Origin of the sequence: uncultured Granulicatella sp. (assembly GCF_963515095.1) — a bacterium.
Taxonomy (GTDB): Bacteria; Bacillota; Bacilli; order Lactobacillales; family Aerococcaceae; genus Granulicatella.
Map to the genome: position 1 here is coordinate 80,403 of NZ_CAUPXD010000001.1, position 17,902 is coordinate 98,304.

A 17,902-nucleotide genomic window follows, 5' to 3' on the forward strand; every position below is an offset into this window, starting at 1 on the left:
TAACTTGATATATGTTTTTATTGTTGTATAATCTATTTTATCAAAAATTAGACATTATGTACAGAAAAGAGGAGTTATATGTTTAGAGAATGGAAAGCTATTTTGAAAAAACCAACTTTTATAATTGTTATGGTAGGGATTGCTCTAATTCCTGCTTTGTATAATATTATATTTTTATCTTCTATGTGGGATCCATATGGAAAATTATCTGAATTGCCAGTAGCAGTTGTGAATAAAGATCACCCAGCTATTTATAATGGAGAATCAATGAACATTGGAGAAGACATGGTCTCGAATTTGAAGGATAATGATTCGTTAGATTTTCATTTTGTTACAGAAGCAGAAGGTGTGGAAGGACTAGAAAATGGTACTTATTATATGGTTGTGACCTTACCTAGTGATTTATCCCAAAAAGCTGCATCGATTTTAACAAATCATCCAGAACAAATGAATATTGATTATCAAACTTCAAGTGGACATAGTTTTATTGCTAGTAAAATGAGCGATTCAGCGATGGTTCAATTAAAGCAAACTGTTGCAAAAAATGTGACAGAAACTTATACAAAAGCTCTATTTGAAAAAATGGGGAATTTAAAAGAAGGGATGGAACAAGCTTCGCAAGGAAGTCAAACTCTTGCTGATGGGTCTAATCAATTAAAAGATGGAAGCCAACAATTAGCGACTAATTTACAAACTTTGGCTCAATCAAGTGTCACTTTTTCAAATGGAGCAGAGCAATTTAGCAATGGACTAGCAACTTACACAGATGCTGTGAAAAAAATTGATGCAGGTGTAACGACATTCCATAATGGATTACTAACATATACAGGAGCTGTTTCTCAATTAGATAATGGTTTAAATCAATTATCTTCTAAAACTCCAGAATTAGCATCTGGAATCCAACAATTAAATGATGGAGTTCAAGCATATGCTGGTGGAGTGGTAAAACTAGACTCTGGGTTGAATCAATTATCTAGTGGAGTTCAAGCATATACATCTGGAGTGGATAGTTTATCTTCAGGTGCAAGTCAATTAGCAGGCCAATCAGACAAATTGCGAAATGGAGTTCAACAATTGAACCAAGGAATTCAGCAATTATCGAGTCAATTAGAGGCATCTGCACAAAAAAGTAGTCAAATTTCTCAATTGGCAGCTGGGTTAGATCAATTAAATCAAGCGATTCAATCAGCGAATGCAAATGAAAGTACAGCTTTAATGGGTGAGGTAACCAATGCTTTATCTACAATCGCAGCTTCAGCACAAAGTATAATGGTAAATAGTCAAGCTTCTCAACAAGCTGCATTAACAGCTATTCAATCAACAAATGCGTATAGCACTTTAAGTGCTGAACAGCAAGCAGAATTAACAGCAGCTGTATCAAATCAAGCAAATACAAGTGTGCAATCTGCAAAAGAAATTTTATCGACAATTCAAAAATTAAAAGGGAATTTGGAACATGCAAAATCTCAAGCAGATAGTGTCGCAAAATTACAATCTGCAGCAGGAAAAGTGTTGCCATTAGCTTCTTCTTCATTAACACAATTATCAGGAGGACTTGGAACACTTCAAACTAAAGTCAGTCAACAACTTGTTCCAGCTAGTCAAGCAATTCAAAGCGGTGTAGGTGCTTATACAAGTGGAGTGGATAAAGTTGCCCAAGGAGCTAATACTTTAAGTTCTAAAAACAGTACTTTAAACGGTAGTGTCAGTCAGTTAGCGTCAGGTTCTTCTCAATTAGCGCAAAAATCTTCTACGTTAACTTCTGGAGTTGGACAATTAGCACAAAAAGCTCCTGAACTAGTCGCAGGGATTGAAAAAATTTCTTCTGGAAGTAACCTATTAAATCAAAAATCTTCAGAATTAGTATCTGGAATGACTACCTTACAAGCAGGAACAAACCAGCTAAATCAAAAATCTGAACAACTTCTTTTAGGTTCTTCTAAATTAACAGATGGATCACAAAAAATTGCAGATGGTGCAGAAAAACTTGCTGACGGCGGAAATACTCTTTCATCTGGTTTAGAAACTTTATATGGAGGAGTTACTACATTAAGTACTGGATTAATGGATGCAAATGAACAATTAGCATTAGCCTCAACAGAAGAGACGAATGCAAAAACTTTATCAAATCCATTAGCGTTATCGAAAACAGATGATGATGCAGTAGCAGTTAACGGAATTGCGATGGCTCCATACATGATTTCTGTGGCATTATTTGTAGCAGCATTATCAACGAATATGATTTTTGCGAAACTTCCATCTGGAAGACATCCAGAAACTCGTTTGGCATGGTTTAAAGCTCGTTTAGAAGTTAATGGGATTATTGCGGTATTAGCAGGAGTACTTGTTTATGGTGGAGTACACTTAATAGGATTAACAGCGGTACATGAAATGAAGACACTATTATTGATTCTATTAGCGAGTGTAACATTTATGTCAATAGTAACTGCACTAACGACATGGAATTCTCGAGTGGGAGCATTCTTCTCACTTATCTTATTATTATTACAATTAGCGTCAAGTGCAGGAACGTATCCTCTTGCATTGACGAATGATTTCTTCAAAACGATCAATCCATGGCTTCCGATGAGTTATTCAGTATCAGGATTACGTCAAACGATTTCTATGACAGGAATGATTCAAGAACAGGTTGTATTCTTAAGTGTGACATTAGTTATCTTTATGGGATTAGGTGTTCTTGCATATCGACCTGGTGTGGGAGAAGAGTAGAATTTAAGATAAATTAACGACTTTTACTGTTAGATTTCTTCTAATAGTTAAAAGTCGTTTTTTATATTTTTGATTTACAAATTTGAATAGAGGATATTGATTGCAAAGGGATAAAGTAGGAAAATAATAGGAAATAAATTACGTATTTTTTATACATGGAAAATTGTAATTTAAAAAAGGAAAAATAAAACTTCCACAATGTTCTAGAAAAAAGTTGATTTAATATTTTTTTGCAAACGTTTTAAAATAGAAGTGTGGAAATAGTTGGAGGGTGATTTTAATGAATAATAGACAGGTGGATCTATTGAATCGATTAATTCAAGAAAATGAGCCTGTGACAGGAAAGGTATTAGCTCAACAGTATTTAGTTTCCACTAAAACAATTTACAATGATATTTCAGTTATTAATCAATATCTAAAAGCTTTTTCTTCAGTGATAAAGAAAAAACCTAGTATGGGAATTTATATTGAAATAGATGAAAAATATAAAGAACAATTGAAGAAAACTTTTCAAGTTTCACAAAAAACAAATAAGCAAAATGAAGAGTGTAAACTATTATCTACATTTATGCTGAAAAATGAAATTGATATTTTAGATTGTTCCATTGAAAATTTCACGAGTGAATCAACTGTACGAAGAGAAATTCATGAACTGGAAAAAGAGATTATTAAGAATGGAATAAAGTTGACTAAACAACAAGGAAAAATAACTTTGGATGGTCTGGAAGACAATATAAGGAAGTTCTTTCGTAATAAGTTATTAAGTGGATTAATTCATTTTAATTTAACAGGATTATCGAATTATGGATGTATTAATCAGAATAGAGTTCAAGAAATCATCCAAATTATGAATCGATTGTTAGAAAAATATAAGTTTTCAGTTTGTTATGAATATCGTCATTATTTATTAATGGATTTGGTGATTTTCGATATTCGTTGGGAAAATGGATACTTTATAGAACAACAAAATGATTTAGATAGTAATAATCCAAAAATTATTGAAACTTATTTATTAGCTAGAGATTTATTGAATGAAGTTTCTGGAAAAGAAGTTGCCGAAAAGGAGATTATTTCTCTTTGTCAGAGTTTAATTACTATTGGAAATTATGAAAATTCTTATTTAGAGTCTAATGTTCAAATTGAGAAAACAGTGGATGAATTTATAGCATTGGTTGGAGAATTGGCAGGTATTCATTTTGAACAAGATGAGTATTTAAGAGGAATGTTAATCAATCATATTCCAGCAATGATTATGAGATTACGAAATAAAATTCATTTAAAAAGTGATTTGATGGAAGAAATTAAATACCAGTATGGAGTTTTGTATAACTTTGTTTGGTTATCAGGAAAAGTTTTTAAGAATAACTTCAATGTAGAATTGACCGATAATGAAGCGGCACTTTTAACCATACATTTAGAAATATCAGTAGAAAAAATAAAAAAACCAATGAATATTTATGTAATATGCCCACACAGTTTAGCAACATCAGAATTATTATTGAATCAAGTTAGGAAAATAACAGGTCAGTACGAACATATGCATAAAGTAGAATATTCTAAAGCAAGTTATTTAGATGTTAGCGAAAATGACTTAGTGATTAGTTCTGTGGAATTAAAAAATGTATCGTTTCCGTACATACATGTTGGAACGATTATGAAAGAAGAAGATTTACTAAAAATCCAAAGGAAATTTTTAGCCAATACAATGGAGCAAACACAATATAACTTCTTAATGAAAAATGATGAAGAATATACGAATCGACTTATCAAAAAATTACTTGGGAAATCGATATATATTAGAGAAAAGGTAAGCAGTGTAGATAAGTGTTTGTCAAAGATTATTCAATTGGCTAATGAGAAAAATCTTCAAAATATAAAATTTGAAAAGACTATACGCCACAGAGAAAATTTAGGAATTACAAGTACTTACACAGGTATAGCACTTCCTCATGCTAATCCAAAAGAAGTTCATACTAGTGAATTAATTATGATGACATTAGAAAAACCAATTTATTGGGGGCAAAATTTAGTTAAAGTTGTAATGCTAATTGCAATTGCGGAAAAGGAATTAGAATTTTATAAAGATGCTTTAAAAGTTATTTATTCTAAGATTGATAGTTCTTCTTATATACAAAAATTATGGGAGAGCGAAAATCATGAAAGTTTTATAACAGCATTATTTTCGGAAGCTAACTTTGAATCAATATTATAAGGAGTGAAAAAAATGACAATTATATCACAGTTAGTCAATAAACAATTAATTAATTTAGAAGGAGTGGGTGAAGACAAAAAAGAATTGCTTCAAAAATTGTCTAAAACTTTGTTTGATAAAGGGTTTGTAACAGATGGATTTGCATCTGCAATTGTGGAAAGAGAGGAGGAATTTCCGACAGGATTAAGATTAGAAAAAACAGCAGTAGCAATTCCGCATACGTATAGTGAATATGTAAAAAAACCTTTTATTTACATTGTTAAATTATCAAAACCTATAACTTTTATTCAGATGGGAACATCGGATGAAGAGGTTCCTGTAGATTTTGTAATTGTATTAGGAATTTCTGAACCAAAAAATCAAACAGGTTTGTTAGTGGAACTAATGAATATTTTTGGACAAGATGAATTTATTACAAAATTGCAAAATGCAAAATCGGAAGAAGAAGTTTATCAATTATTTGTAACAGTAGAAATGGAGGAAGAGTTATGAAAAAATTAATTGTTGCATGTGGATCAGGAGTGGCTACTTCTCAAACAGTAGCATCAAAAGTTGAAAGATTATTAAAAGAAGCCAATGTGCCTTGCGAGATTGAAGCTGTTGATATGAAGGCGTTAGAAATGCATTTAAAATCAGCAGATGGATATATTTCAATCGTTAAAGCAAAAAAAGACTATGGAGTTCCAGTATTTAACGGAATTGCATTTTTAACAGGAATGGGTCAAAAACAAGAGTTACAAAAAATTATAGATTTCTTAAATAGTTAGGAGGAAAAATTATGGAAACCTTGCAAGTAGTTATTCAATATATTTTGGATTTAGGAGCTGCAGTATTTGTTCCATTTTTAATGTTAATTGTTGGACTAGCAATGAAAATGAAGTTCAGAGAAGCTTTCACAGCAGCGTTAACTTTAGGGATTGCATTTACAGGTATGGGAATTCTTGTAAACTTTATTATGACAAGTATGGGTGCAGCAGCAAATGATTTAACAACTCATACTGGATTAAGTTTACCAGCGGTTGATATTGGTTGGCCTGGAGCTGCAGCAATTAGTTGGGCTTGGCCTTATGCTTTCTTAGTGTTCCCATTACAATTAGCGATTAACTTCATTATGTTAGTGACTAAACAAACAAAAACGTTAAATGTAGATTTATGGAATGTTTGGAATAAAATTTTTACAGCAGTAATTGTAACGTACTTTACAAATAACATTTTCTTAGGATTTATTGCAGCAGCTATTATTATTGTATTAGAACTAAAACTTGGAGATGTGTTTGCGCCAGAAGTAGAACGTTTAACTGGAGTTCCAGGGATTACAGTACCTCACTTTATTTGTATGATTGCAGTAATTTTACATCCAATTGATGAATTATTGAAAAAAATTCCTCTGTTAAATAAACAATTTGATGCAGATACATTGAAAGAAAAAATTGGTGTATTTGGAGAAAATGCAGTAATGGGAGCTATTATTGGTTTTGCTTTAGGAGCAGCATCAGGTAATGGTATTAAATACGCATTAACATTGTCAGTTCAAGCGGCAACAGCTTTAACTTTATTCCCTATGGTATCAAAATTATTTTCTCAAGCTTTATCACCAATTTCAGAAGCAGTATCTGACTTTATGCGTGAAAAATTTGAAGATCGTGAAGTTTATATTGGCTTAGACTGGCCAGTACTTGGTGGACGTAATGAATTATGGGTAGCAGTTATCTTTACAATCCCATTCCTTTTAGTAGGATCTATTGTTTTACCAAATAATATTGTCTTACCATTTGCAGGTATTATTAATTTATCATTTGTTGTAGGAGCGTTATTATTAACAAATGGTAATGTGTTAAGAATGATTATTCATGGTTTAATTTCTACTCCTTTATTCTTATATGGAGCAACTTACTTCACTCCATATATGACTCGTTTAGCAGAAGAAACAAAAACATTAAATCAAAGTGGTTTAATTTCATGGGCTACTTTTGAAGGACCAGATATTCGTTATATTTTAGCAAATGGATTTAATGGAGATGTTATCGCTATTGTATTAGGAGTTGTATGGTTAGCTCTTTATGTATGGCTATTAAAAGATAGAAAGAAATATAATGAAACATTAGAAGCGGGCGAATAGAATGAAGAAGTTGCTTGTTTTAGTATTAGGTATACTATTTGTCTATTCTATCATTTCCCAGATGATTTGGTTAACGGTCTTAATTTTACCTGTTGCTATTTACTTGGATAAGCAGAATTTATTTAAGGAATTTGATGAAAGAAAATTTAAGAAATTCCGTAGCACTAAAAAAGAATCGTAAATAATACGAAAATTCAAAGGATTGGTTCAGAAATAGATAGAATAGTAGAATCAAAGAATTTGAATAATGGGAAAGATTTAAAGTAATAAAAGAATGGATCTCATTATCGGGATCCGTTCTTTTTATAGAAAATGATTAGGAATCGTCTATGAATTTGTTAAATTGAATATTTAATCTCAGCAAAATCACATAATAATAAGGTGTTGAGATAAATCATGTATAAATTATTAAAAAATAAACGAATTCGGTTGACGGCAGTCAAGAAAACGGTTACTATTATGTTGGATAAACAAAAAAATTTTTTTCAGGTACGGCTGAAAAATATTACAGTTAAAGAAGGGGAATAATTATGGGGTATCCTAAATTTATCGAAGGATTATGTCAAGTGACATATGATATGTGGAATAAAGGCTGGGACGAATATAACGGTGGAAATGTTAGTTATCGTTTGACAGTTGAAGAAGCTGAAAATCTTGAAAGCAGCTTGGCTGGTACAGAATATACGTACTATGCTGAAAATAGAAAAGAAGTGGAAGTTTTAGATGTTCCAGAACACGTAAGAGGAGAATATATTTTAATTACAGCTTCTGGAAGTCATTTTAGAACATTACATTCACAACCACATGCGGATACTGGTATCATTCAATTAACAGATAAAGGTTATCAAGTCGTTGCAGGTTTTGTTACAGGAAAACGTCCTACAAGTGAAATCTTCATGCATGTATTATCTCACGCAGCAAGATTAAAACAAAACCCAAATCATAGAGTAGTTATTCATAATCATGCAACAAATGTTGTGACATACTGCTTATTAAATGATGTAACAACTGAATCTTTATCATTAGATTTATGGTCAGTGTTAACTGAATCAATCGTAGTATTCCCTGATGGAATTGCTGTTCTACCTTGGGAAGTACCAGGAACTCAAAAAATTGGTTCTGCTACAGCTAAAGAATTAGAAACTCATCGTTTAGTTGTTTGGAGTAAACATGGAGTTCTTTCTACTGGTGTAGATTATCAAGATTGCTTCGGATTAATTGAAACTGCTGATAAAGCAGCCCATATTGCATTAGATGTTCAAAGAGTTAGTGGTAAGAGCATTTATGAAAGCAATGTTCTTTCAAAAGAAGATTTGAAGAAAATCTGCGCTGTTTTAAAAGTGCCAGAAAGATATTTAGATTAATTTAACCACTTCCTAACCTGTTGGTAAATCCAGCAGGTTTTTTTAGTTTCACGGATTTTCCATAAAAAATTTTGCAAAAACTGTGAAAATAGTAACAAATGATAACAAACTGATTTTTTCATAGGAATAGAATGTAAACAATCAATCAAAGGAAGTGATTTTTATGAATTTTTCAGGAAAAGTTGCTATCGTGACAGGTGGAGCAAATGGGATTGGAAAAGAAGTAGTAAGAGGAATTGTTGAAGGCGGAGGTTTTGTAGTTATTGCAGATATTAATGAAGCTGCTGCTACGAAAACAGTAGCCGAGTTTGGAGCAGAACATACTGTGTTTGAATATATGGATTTAGGAAATCATGAGTCCATTGTTGCAAGCATGAACAAGATTCTATCCGAACGTAAAGTAGATATTTTAGTCAATTGTGCAGGAGTTATTAGTGCGAAACCTTTTGATCAATTGACGTATGAAGAATGGGAAAGAACAATTCGTATTAATCTTTCTGGATGTTTCTCAACGATTAGTACGATTTTTCCTCACTTTATTAAAAATAAAGGCGGTAGAATTGTCAATGTTTCTTCTGTTGCTGCAAAATTAGGGGGAGGTCTTCTAGGAACTGCAGCGTATGCTTCTTCAAAAGCAGGCTTGAATGGTTTGACAAAAGCAGTTGCTAAAGAAGGCGGTAAATACAATATTGCTTGTAATGCAGTATGTCCATCATTTACAAGAACAGATATGACAACAGTGCTTTCAGAAGATAAAGAAAAGAGTCAAAAAGTAATTAGTATGATTCCTTTAGGACGTCGTGCAGAACCTGTTGAAATTGCTCAAATGATTTTATTCTTTGCGAGTGATTTAGCAAGCTTTATTACAGGGGAAATCGGCGACTGCGATGGTGGTATTACATTAGATGGTTGATTTTTCTTCCGCTCGATAAAATTTTAAAAAGGTATGTGAATGCAATGAAAAAGATTAAAATTCCTGGGGATACCATTATTGTACCAATGTTTATTGGATGTTTTATTAATACATTTATTCCTCAAATCTTGCAAATTGGTGGATTTACAACACCGATTGTAAAAGGTGCAGGTCCATTGGTTGGGGCGTTCTTATTTGTCATTGGTGGAACGATTTCCTTAAAAAATACGCCGAAGGCTGTTGTTCGTGGGGCGTCTATTATTATCGCTAAAATTATTGTTTCAATTATTCTAGGATTATTAGTGGCAAAAGTTTTCAATGATAATTTCTTAGGATTGAGCGCAGTAGCGGTAATTGGAGCGATTTCAGTAGCGAATAATGCGATGTATGCTGGAATTGTAGAAGTATACGGTGATGAAATTGATGCTGGTGCTGTTGGGATTACTACTTTAAGTGTTGGTCCAATGGTAACAATGGCGGTGTTAAGTACCGCAGGATTAGCGAATATTTCCATTTGGAACTTAATTGGAACAATCTTACCATTAATTATTGGGATTATTTTAGGAAATGCCTTTCCTTATATGAAGAAAGTTCTCTCAAATGGGATTACAGCGATTATTATCGTCGTAGGATTTTGTTTAGGGGCAAATATGAACTTTGGACAAATTCTTGAAGGTGGATTACCTGGTATTTTACTAGGTGTAATTACAACTTTAATTGGTGGGGTTGCAGCGATTGCTGCAGATAAATTATCTGGAGGAAATGGAGTTGCAGGTGCTGCGATTTCTAGTACGGCTGCAAGTGCTATTGCGACACCAGCGGCACTTTCTGCGGTAGATGCTTCTTTTAAAGCAATTGAAGCGACTGCTACAACTCAAATTACAGCTTCCGTTATCGTGACAGCTATATTAACACCAATCTTAACAGCATATATTGCTAAACGAGTTCAGCAAAAAGAAAAGAATGTGGCATAACAAAAACCACTCCGTTTAACGTTACGGAGTGGTTTTTACTTTAATCTAAGAAATAAGTATGTTCAGCTTTCCATTCTAGTATTTTAATATGAACCCAGAATCCATAGATTCCTAATGTGATAATACATAAGAAAAACCATTTGACCCAGTTTCTAAACAATTCGAGTGCAGTGCCATTAAATCCAAGACGACGGCCTTCAACAACGGTATGTTCAATTTCCCATTTATAAAAAATGCAGATTGCCCAAGGCGTTCCTAGTCCAAAGGTCAGTGTAATAATAAAAAATGAAATAATGCAACTGAAAATATACGTTAGCATTCCACCGTCAAAATAACTTTTTTGCATGATAAATCCTCCCTTAATTAGTTGATTGTAGTGTAGCACGAAGAGAAATTTACTGTCAAAAAATAAAATATAAATAAGTTCATGATGAGGGCAGTTGTAATGTTTTTAGAAAAGGTATAAACTAAAGAAGATATAGAAATGGGGGTTGAGTGATGCAATTTAATTGGAGTAGTTTAGGTGCTTGGAGTAGCATTCGTAATATTGTCGATATTGTGATTGTTTGGTACTTATTATATAATCTATTACTCATCATGAAAGGTACAAGGGCTGTACATTTGATGAAGGGATTGGCAGTTATTGCTGGGGTAAAATTCATCAGTTATATGTTTGGGCTAATTACTCTTGACTGGATTATGAATTTAGTAATCCAATGGGGAGTTGTTGGAGCCATTGTTGTCTTTCAACCAGAAATTCGAAGAGGGCTAGAACATATTGGTCGTTCGAACTTTTTCTCAAGGAGAGCTTCGGGAACGAATCAAGCTCAAAGGATGATTGAAGAGTTAAATATTTCTGTACAATATATGGCAAAAAGAAGAATTGGTGCATTAATTTGTATCGAACAATCGAATTCTTTAGAAGAATATATTAATACGGGGATTCCTTTACAATCACGAATTTCGAATCAATTAATGACGCAAATTTTTATTCCGAATACACCTCTTCATGATGGTGCGGTGATTATTCGTGGTCATGAAGTGGAAGCAGCGGCATGTTATTTACCATTATCAGAAAGTAAATTTATTCCTAAAGAATTAGGAACAAGACACCGTGCAGCTATCGGGTTAAGTGAAGTAACAGATGCGTTGATTATTGTTATTTCAGAAGAAACAGGTAAAGTTAGTGTGGCATTGCGTGAAAAATTATTACGTGAGCTAACTCCGGATGAATTTGTAGAAGTGTTAAGTGAACATTTAATTACCAAAGAAACTTCTCAAAAAGATTCGACTATGTTAACGATGATTATCGATTTCTTTAGAGGAGGTCGTATGAATGATTAGTAAATGGATGACAAAAAAATCATTTTTGGTAGTGATATCCTTTATTTTAACAATGGCTTTATTTGTATATGCAAGTGAATCAAGTCCGAGTCGACAATCTGCAGCAGTATCTATTCAGACAACTTCGAATACCATTGGAAATGTTCCAGTGTATGTCGATATGGATAGTCAATTATATACGGTAACAGGTTTGCCAGAATCTGTGACGTTAAGAATCGAAGGTTCGAGTAGTTCGTTATTAGCAGTTGCAGGAAATGCATCTTATCGTGTAAAAACTCCTAATTTAAATGAATTAGGAACTGGGAAACATATGATAACTTTACAAGTGACAGGCTTGCCTTCAGGAGTAAAAGGGACAGTGTCTCCAGAAACGGTTGAGATTATGATTGAAAAGAAAGCGACAGTTGAATTACCCGTTTCGGTAAATGTGAATCGTGCAAATTTACCAGGAGCTTATAAAAGTGGACAAGCTTTAGTGAGTCCTGCTAGAGTAACGATTTCGGGACCAGAGTCTCTTATTAATCAAGTGGAAAATGTATTGGCAACTGTCACAGTTCCAGAAAACACAAAGGCAGATTATACGTCTTCCGTTGCAGTACAAGCGTTGGATGCAACAGGAAAACCTCTGGCATTAAAAGTAGAACCAGAGCAAGTTCAAGTAAGAGTGCCAATTACAACGAATAGTAAAAAAGTTCCACTTGTATTAACGACAACTGGAAGTGCAGGAAGTCAATATACTTACCAATTGAAATCTGATATTAAAGAAGTTACAATTTTAGGAGCTCAAGAAATACTGGATCGATTGACAGCTATTCCTGTAGTAGTAGACGTTAGTCAAATGACAAAAACGACAACACAAGCGGTTAAATTGACGTTACCAACAGGAGTCGATAGTGTTACTCCAGAAAATATTTCTGTAGAAGTGGTAGTTACACCTACGACAACACAAACGACAGAAACAACACAGACAACACAAACAACAAGACAATAGAAAATGATAGAATTTTAAAGGAGATTGAATATGGGCAAATATTTTGGAACAGATGGTGTAAGAGGAGTAGCAAATGCTGAATTAACACCAGAATTAGCGTTTAAATTAGGACGTTTTGGTGGCTATGTCTTATTACAACAAGCAGGTGGAGATAAGCATCCACGTGTTTTAGTCGGAAGAGATACTCGTATTTCAGGACAATTATTAGAGCACGCTTTAATTGCAGGGTTATTATCTGTAGGAATTGAAGTAATGCAATTAGGAGTGATTCCAACACCAGGAGTTTCTTATTTAACAAGAATGCAAGGGGCTGTGGCAGGGGTTATGATTTCTGCATCTCACAATCCAGCACAAGATAATGGTATTAAATTCTTCGGAGCAGATGGCTTTAAATTATCGGATGAAACAGAAGCAGAAATTGAAGCTTTATTAGATAGTCCAGAAGATACATTACCACGTCCTTCAACAGATGAATTAGGAACTGTGGATGATTATTTAGAAGGAACAATGAAATATAGTCAATTTTTACAACAAACAATTGATGGTCCTCTAACAGATATGAAAGTAGCATTAGATGGTGCAAATGGAGCAACTTCAGCAGTATTAAATCGTTTATTTGCAGATTTAGAAACAGAATTTTACACAATGGGGAATAAACCAAATGGTGTGAATATTAATGATGGAGTGGGTTCAACACATCCAGAAGCTTTAGCGGCATTTGTCAAAGAAAATGGTGCAGATTTAGGATTAAGCTTCGATGGAGATGGAGACCGTTGTATTGCGGTTGACGAAAACGGAGAAATCGTAGATGGCGATAAAATTATGTTTATCTGTGGGAAATATTTACGCAGTGTAGGGCAATTGAAACAAGATACAATTGTTTCAACAGTTATGAGTAACTTAGGATTCCATAAAGCAGTGGAAGAAGAAGGAATGGTCGCTCTTCAAACAGCTGTAGGAGATCGCTATGTTGTAGAAGAAATGCGCAAAAATGGGTATAACTTCGGTGGAGAACAATCAGGGCATATTGTATTTTTAGATTTAAATACAACAGGCGATGGATTGTTATCAGGAATTCAATTAATGAATGTTATGAAACAAACAGGTAAAAAATTAAGTGAATTAGCCAGCGAAGTGCCTACTTATCCTCAAGAATTAGTGAATATTCGAGTGAGCAATAAAAATGGAGCAATGGAAGTTCCAGCGATTAAAGAAATTATTGATACAGTGGAAGCTGAAATGGCAGGGAATGGTCGAGTTCTTGTTCGTCCAAGTGGAACAGAACCATTAGTACGTGTCATGGTAGAAGCGCCAACAGATGAGTTATGCCATGATTATGTTACACGAATTGCAGATGTTGTGCGTGATGAGATTGGATTAGATAAATAGAAATCGTAGCAGAGAGTAACGGGAGTTGCTCTCTTTTTTTGTCGTTTTGTTTTGGGATATGAAAGCAGAAATTTTTACAAATACTCTTTAATATCGCCGATTGTAAAATTAAGTTAGAAAAAATAAATGTAATACTCATTGTCAAATTAATAGATATGAAGACAAAAAAATAACACCGCTCTAAACTTAGGGTAGTTTTCGGTGTTATCTTAATACCAATTCTAGCCACCGTCTTTTTAACGGGCTACATTAGAGTCGAGTTCCAGCTCGGCTCTTTTTGTGTCTTCATTATACCAAAACTTCTAAAATTTTCAAACAATGTGATTTTTTACACATTTAACTACTATTTCTATTTCGTTTATGGTACACTCTCCTCGTAGAAAGTTTTAAAGCGGTGGCAATCTCTATAAAGGTAGGTGATGCTTATGGGCATCTGTTTAAAATCTATCGAAAGGAGGTTGTACTTTGTCAGTCTATGAAGCTTTGACCTTAGTGTGTTCTTTTGCAACTTTACTAGTTGCATTATTGGCACTTATTGTCAAATTGATAGAAATTAAGACAAAAAAATAACACCGCTCTAACTTTGGAAGGTTAGCGGTGTTATTATAACACTTTTTAACAAGCCACCGTCTTTTCAACGGTCTACATCAGAGTCGAGTTACCGCTCGGCTCTTTTTGTACCTTTATTATAACAAAATTTCTTAAATTTTCAAACAATGTGATTTTTTGCACAGTCCGCTACTATTTCTATTTCGTTTATGGTACACTCTCCTCGTAGAAAGTTTTAAAGCGGTGGCAATCTCTATAAAGGTAGGTGATGCTTATGGGCATCTGTTTAAAATCTATCGAAAGGAGGTTGTACTTTGTCAGTCTATGAAGCTTTGACCTTAGTGTGTTCTTTTGCAACTTTACTAGTTGCATTATTGGCACTTATTGTCAAATTGATAGAAATTAAGACAAAAAAATAACACCGCTCTAACTTTGGAGAGTTAGCGGTGTTATGCACCAAAATTCTGCCACCGTCTTTTCAACGGTCTACATCAGAGTCGAGTTGCTGCTCGGCTCTTTTTGTGTCTTCATTATACCAAAAACAAAACGAATTGCAAACTTCGCAAATTCAAGTGATATTGTCTCATGTCAAACACAAGTAAAAATGTCTTAAATCCTGTTAGTATATCTTTATTTAAATTTTGTAGGATGCTAGGAAATAAAAAAGATACCATTTAGGGGAAATATCTCAAAGCCATACTTTTTGAAAAAAAGAAAAGGAATGGTACAATAACCTTATCGAATATTAGAGGAGTTATTATGAATACAACAATCAAAACTTGCGCACAAACACGTGCGATTCAGTCTAGAAGAATTTTTCCATTTGATGTGAATATGCATCAAACATTATTTGGAGGGAATTTAACACGGATTATTGACGACTGTGCATCGATTACTGTATCTCGTCATTGTCGTCGTTTAGCAGTGACAGCTTCCGTTGATGCGATGAATTATTTAAAACCATTACCATTAGGACATTCTGTCTGTGTGGAAACTTATATTTCTGGAGTTGGAAAGAAAAGTATGGAAGTCTTTTGTAAAGTGGTAGGGGAAGATGTTTTAACGGGTGAACGTTATTTAGCAGCAACTAGTTTTTGGACATTTGTCGCAATGCCACGTGAAGGGGAAACGGATTTTTCCGTTCCTGCGATTGAACCAGAAACAGCAGAAGAGGCATTTATTTGTAGTGGCTATGAACAGAGACGTTTAGCTCGATTAGAACAATTGAAACGTCAAGAAGAATTAATGAATCATGTTTCCATTCATAAACCTTGGATGGAATCATTGTGACAGTAATGTAAGGTTATCATCGTTTTTGTTAGAAAAAATCAAGGATTTTTCATATTTGATTTGTTAAAGTAGTCTTATCAAATGAGATTACTGGAGGAAATTATGAATAAACAAAGTGCCATTGAATTAAATAGAAAGATGATTCAATTATTGACGATTGCGGGAATTATTTTAACGATTTATTTAGGATACATCATTGCCAAACATCATTATTTTGAAGTTGGAGGAGCATTCCAGCAGTTAGTAGGTCATTGGGGAATGTATGGAGTACTATTCTTTATCCTCATTCAAATTGTACAAGTCGTTTATCCGATAATTCCGGGCGGATTAACTTGTGTTGTTGGGCATATTGTATTCGGACCTTTATATGGGTTTATTTATAATTTTATTGGTATTATGATTGGATCTATGATTAATTTTTGGCTAGCAAGACGATATGGAGAAACAGTCGTTCAAGCATTTGTTTCTCAAGCGACTTATGATAAATATATTAACTATTTAAATGATGGAAAGAAATTCGAACGTTTCTTCTTTTGGGCATTAGTGTTGCCAGGATTTCCTGATGATTTCTTATGTATGGTAGCAGGATTAGGGAAGATGACGTTTAAGAAATTTGTGGCAATTTGCTTAGTGGCAAAACCTGTCACACTTTATGTGTATACACTGATTGCAGCAGAAGGAGTACAAGTTCTCTTTAAATGGATTCAAGGGTAGAGGTGTTTTGTGTGAAAAGAATAATGATTGGTTTGGTGCGAGGGTATCAAAGGTGGATTTCACCATTATTTCCACCAACTTGTATTTATCGACCAACTTGTTCAGCGTATATGATTCAAGCGATTGAAAAACATGGCGTTATCAAGGGTGTAATAATGGGAATTGGCAGAATTATGAGATGTCATCCATTTATTTTAGGAGGACAAGATCCAGTTCCAGATGAATTTACAGTCAGACGACATAAAGACTATCGAAAAAAGAGAAATTGTCATTGTTGTCAACCAATAGAAATCAAAAAAGAAGGAGATTGAACAGCATTCAATCTCCTTTTTATGTTACTGAAATTTAGTTTGATACTTTTGGATAATACGTGGCAATAATGGCGATAAGAGTATCCAAAAGCCAATATTTCCCAAAGCATGTAGCGTATCAAATGGTAGTCCTTGTAAATAATATACCCAAAATTTAGGAATATGATAAAAATATACAGAGAAAATCGAAATGACAAATCCGTATAAATACCCTGTCAATCCAGCCATGATTGTAAAAAAGGCTAATTTCAATAAGGGTTGTTTCCAAGTCCTGCTCCATAAAGATTTCAAACAAGAAAATACAAGAATGACAATCGCAAAACTTGCAATTTGATACAATGTCCAAGGTCCCATACCTAAAAAGATATTCGACAAGAACATGGATAAACTAGCCGTTAGTATTCCTTCCACTAATCCTATCTCTAGAGTAATGATTAATAAAATAACGGTAACGGGTTGAACATTTGGAATCCAAGCAAATAGAATTCTGCCAACATAGGCTAGGGTTGATAGTAATGCAATCAGTGCAATTTTTCGGATTGAAAAAATAGTCGTATTTTTCATTATTGTTTAAATTCTTCTAATTTCCAATCGATAACGTCACCTTGTTTTAAGTCAACTTGGTTAGCTCCGACTGGGCTCATTTCTCCGTTGACATCAAATAACCAATATTTTTGGTTTGCTGGTTCTTGTTCGATTCCGTTAATCGCAGATACGAAACCATCTTTTTCAACGATTTGCATTTGTTCTTTCATAACGGTTAATAATTTATCGCCATCTTTGAATGTTAAGGTAAATGGGCTTCCTGAAATTGGTTCGCCATCTTTTTTAACATTGACTGTAATTGTTTGTTCTACTTTTGCTGTAGTTGTTGTTTCTTGAGATGTTTGTTTGGCAGGTGTTGCTGGTTGTGCGCAAGCTCCTAAAGATAGTGTTAATAAGGCTAAAGCTAATAATTTTTTCATAAAATCCTCCTAAAGTGTTCGTTTAAACCTATACCAT

Annotated in this window: 20 protein-coding genes; 17 read left to right on the top strand and 3 right to left on the bottom strand. The window is 33.7% G+C overall.

The window, feature by feature from the left end; genetic code table 11:
• Positions 1-78 precede the first annotated feature (78 nt).
• From RWL86_RS00390 to RWL86_RS00430, 9 genes are all read left to right on the top strand, one after another.
• Positions 79-2,730: a YhgE/Pip domain-containing protein gene (locus RWL86_RS00390; protein WP_314076641.1), complete on the top strand. Its 2,652-nt coding sequence runs from the start codon at positions 79-81 to the stop codon at positions 2,728-2,730.
• 280 nt (positions 2,731-3,010) lie between these two features.
• On the top strand, positions 3,011-4,942 hold the full coding sequence (locus tag RWL86_RS00395; RefSeq protein WP_314076642.1) for a PTS sugar transporter subunit IIA: 1,932 nt from the start codon (positions 3,011-3,013) through the stop codon (positions 4,940-4,942).
• A 12-nt stretch (positions 4,943-4,954) separates the two neighbouring features.
• Complete coding sequence (locus RWL86_RS00400) at positions 4,955-5,434, top strand: PTS sugar transporter subunit IIA (RefSeq protein WP_314076643.1); 480 nt, start codon at positions 4,955-4,957, stop codon at positions 5,432-5,434.
• Positions 5,431-5,709, top strand: coding sequence for a PTS sugar transporter subunit IIB (locus RWL86_RS00405; RefSeq protein WP_006703663.1), 279 nt, complete (start codon positions 5,431-5,433; stop codon positions 5,707-5,709). The genes RWL86_RS00400 and RWL86_RS00405 overlap by 4 nt, the downstream gene beginning before the upstream one ends.
• An 11-nt stretch (positions 5,710-5,720) precedes the next feature.
• Positions 5,721-7,061: a PTS transporter subunit IIC gene (locus tag RWL86_RS00410; protein WP_314076644.1), complete on the top strand. Its 1,341-nt coding sequence runs from the start codon at positions 5,721-5,723 to the stop codon at positions 7,059-7,061.
• A 1-nt stretch (position 7,062) separates the two neighbouring features.
• Positions 7,063-7,242 (top strand): hypothetical protein, encoded by a 180-nt coding sequence (locus RWL86_RS00415; RefSeq protein ID WP_314076645.1) that lies wholly within the window; start codon positions 7,063-7,065, stop codon positions 7,240-7,242.
• 349 nt (positions 7,243-7,591) lie between these two features.
• Positions 7,592-8,425 carry a rhamnulose-1-phosphate aldolase gene (gene rhaD / locus RWL86_RS00420; RefSeq protein WP_314076646.1) on the top strand — a complete coding sequence of 278 codons (834 nt, stop codon included), beginning with the start codon at positions 7,592-7,594 and terminating at the stop codon, positions 8,423-8,425.
• A gap of 163 nt (positions 8,426-8,588) precedes the next feature.
• Complete coding sequence (locus RWL86_RS00425) at positions 8,589-9,338, top strand: SDR family oxidoreductase (RefSeq protein ID WP_314076647.1); 750 nt, start codon at positions 8,589-8,591, stop codon at positions 9,336-9,338.
• A gap of 44 nt (positions 9,339-9,382) precedes the next feature.
• Entirely contained in the window at positions 9,383-10,312 is a 930-nt protein-coding gene (locus tag RWL86_RS00430) for a 2-keto-3-deoxygluconate permease (RefSeq protein WP_020991242.1), read from the top strand.
• Between the two features lie 40 nt (positions 10,313-10,352).
• On the opposite strand, the gene RWL86_RS00435 is transcribed toward RWL86_RS00430, so the two are convergent.
• Entirely contained in the window at positions 10,353-10,658 is a 306-nt protein-coding gene (locus RWL86_RS00435; RefSeq protein WP_006703658.1) for a hypothetical protein, read from the bottom strand.
• Positions 10,659-10,810: 152 nt separating this feature from the next.
• On the opposite strand from RWL86_RS00435, the gene cdaA reads away from it, so the two are divergent.
• The 8 genes from cdaA to yidD all read left to right on the top strand — a co-directional run bounded on the left by cdaA (position 10,811) and on the right by yidD (position 16,900).
• Positions 10,811-11,656, top strand: a complete 846-nt coding sequence (cdaA, locus tag RWL86_RS00440) for a diadenylate cyclase CdaA (protein ID WP_314076648.1) — start codon at positions 10,811-10,813, stop codon at positions 11,654-11,656.
• Positions 11,649-12,647: a CdaR family protein gene (locus tag RWL86_RS00445; protein WP_314076649.1), complete on the top strand. Its 999-nt coding sequence runs from the start codon at positions 11,649-11,651 to the stop codon at positions 12,645-12,647. The genes cdaA and RWL86_RS00445 overlap by 8 nt, the downstream gene beginning before the upstream one ends.
• 30 nt (positions 12,648-12,677) lie before the next feature.
• Positions 12,678-14,036 carry a phosphoglucosamine mutase gene (gene glmM / locus RWL86_RS00450; RefSeq protein WP_314076650.1) on the top strand — a complete coding sequence of 453 codons (1,359 nt, stop codon included), beginning with the start codon at positions 12,678-12,680 and terminating at the stop codon, positions 14,034-14,036.
• A gap of 465 nt (positions 14,037-14,501) precedes the next feature.
• Positions 14,502-14,606 (top strand): putative holin-like toxin, encoded by a 105-nt coding sequence (locus RWL86_RS08405; protein ID WP_227931684.1) that lies wholly within the window; start codon positions 14,502-14,504, stop codon positions 14,604-14,606.
• 293 nt (positions 14,607-14,899) lie between these two features.
• Positions 14,900-15,004 (top strand): putative holin-like toxin, encoded by a 105-nt coding sequence (locus RWL86_RS08410; RefSeq protein WP_227931684.1) that lies wholly within the window; start codon positions 14,900-14,902, stop codon positions 15,002-15,004.
• 340 nt (positions 15,005-15,344) lie between these two features.
• Positions 15,345-15,875 carry an acyl-CoA thioesterase gene (locus RWL86_RS00455; RefSeq protein ID WP_314076651.1) on the top strand — a complete coding sequence of 177 codons (531 nt, stop codon included), beginning with the start codon at positions 15,345-15,347 and terminating at the stop codon, positions 15,873-15,875.
• A gap of 102 nt (positions 15,876-15,977) precedes the next feature.
• Entirely contained in the window at positions 15,978-16,589 is a 612-nt protein-coding gene (locus RWL86_RS00460; RefSeq protein ID WP_314076652.1) for a VTT domain-containing protein, read from the top strand.
• An 11-nt stretch (positions 16,590-16,600) separates the two neighbouring features.
• Complete coding sequence (gene yidD / locus RWL86_RS00465; RefSeq protein ID WP_314076653.1) at positions 16,601-16,900, top strand: membrane protein insertion efficiency factor YidD; 300 nt, start codon at positions 16,601-16,603, stop codon at positions 16,898-16,900.
• A 24-nt stretch (positions 16,901-16,924) separates the two neighbouring features.
• Here the strand turns inward: yidD and RWL86_RS00470 are convergent, their stop codons facing one another.
• Both RWL86_RS00470 and RWL86_RS00475 read right to left on the bottom strand, forming a co-directional pair.
• A complete protein-coding gene (locus RWL86_RS00470; RefSeq protein WP_314076654.1) occupies positions 16,925-17,464 on the bottom strand; it encodes an ECF transporter S component in 540 nt (179 codons plus the stop codon).
• The gene (locus tag RWL86_RS00475; RefSeq protein WP_314076655.1) at positions 17,464-17,865 is read right to left on the bottom strand and encodes a DUF4430 domain-containing protein; all 402 of its coding nucleotides are present in this window, start codon (positions 17,863-17,865) and stop codon (positions 17,464-17,466) included. The genes RWL86_RS00470 and RWL86_RS00475 overlap by 1 nt, the downstream gene beginning before the upstream one ends.
• Positions 17,866-17,902: the final 37 nt, after the last annotated feature.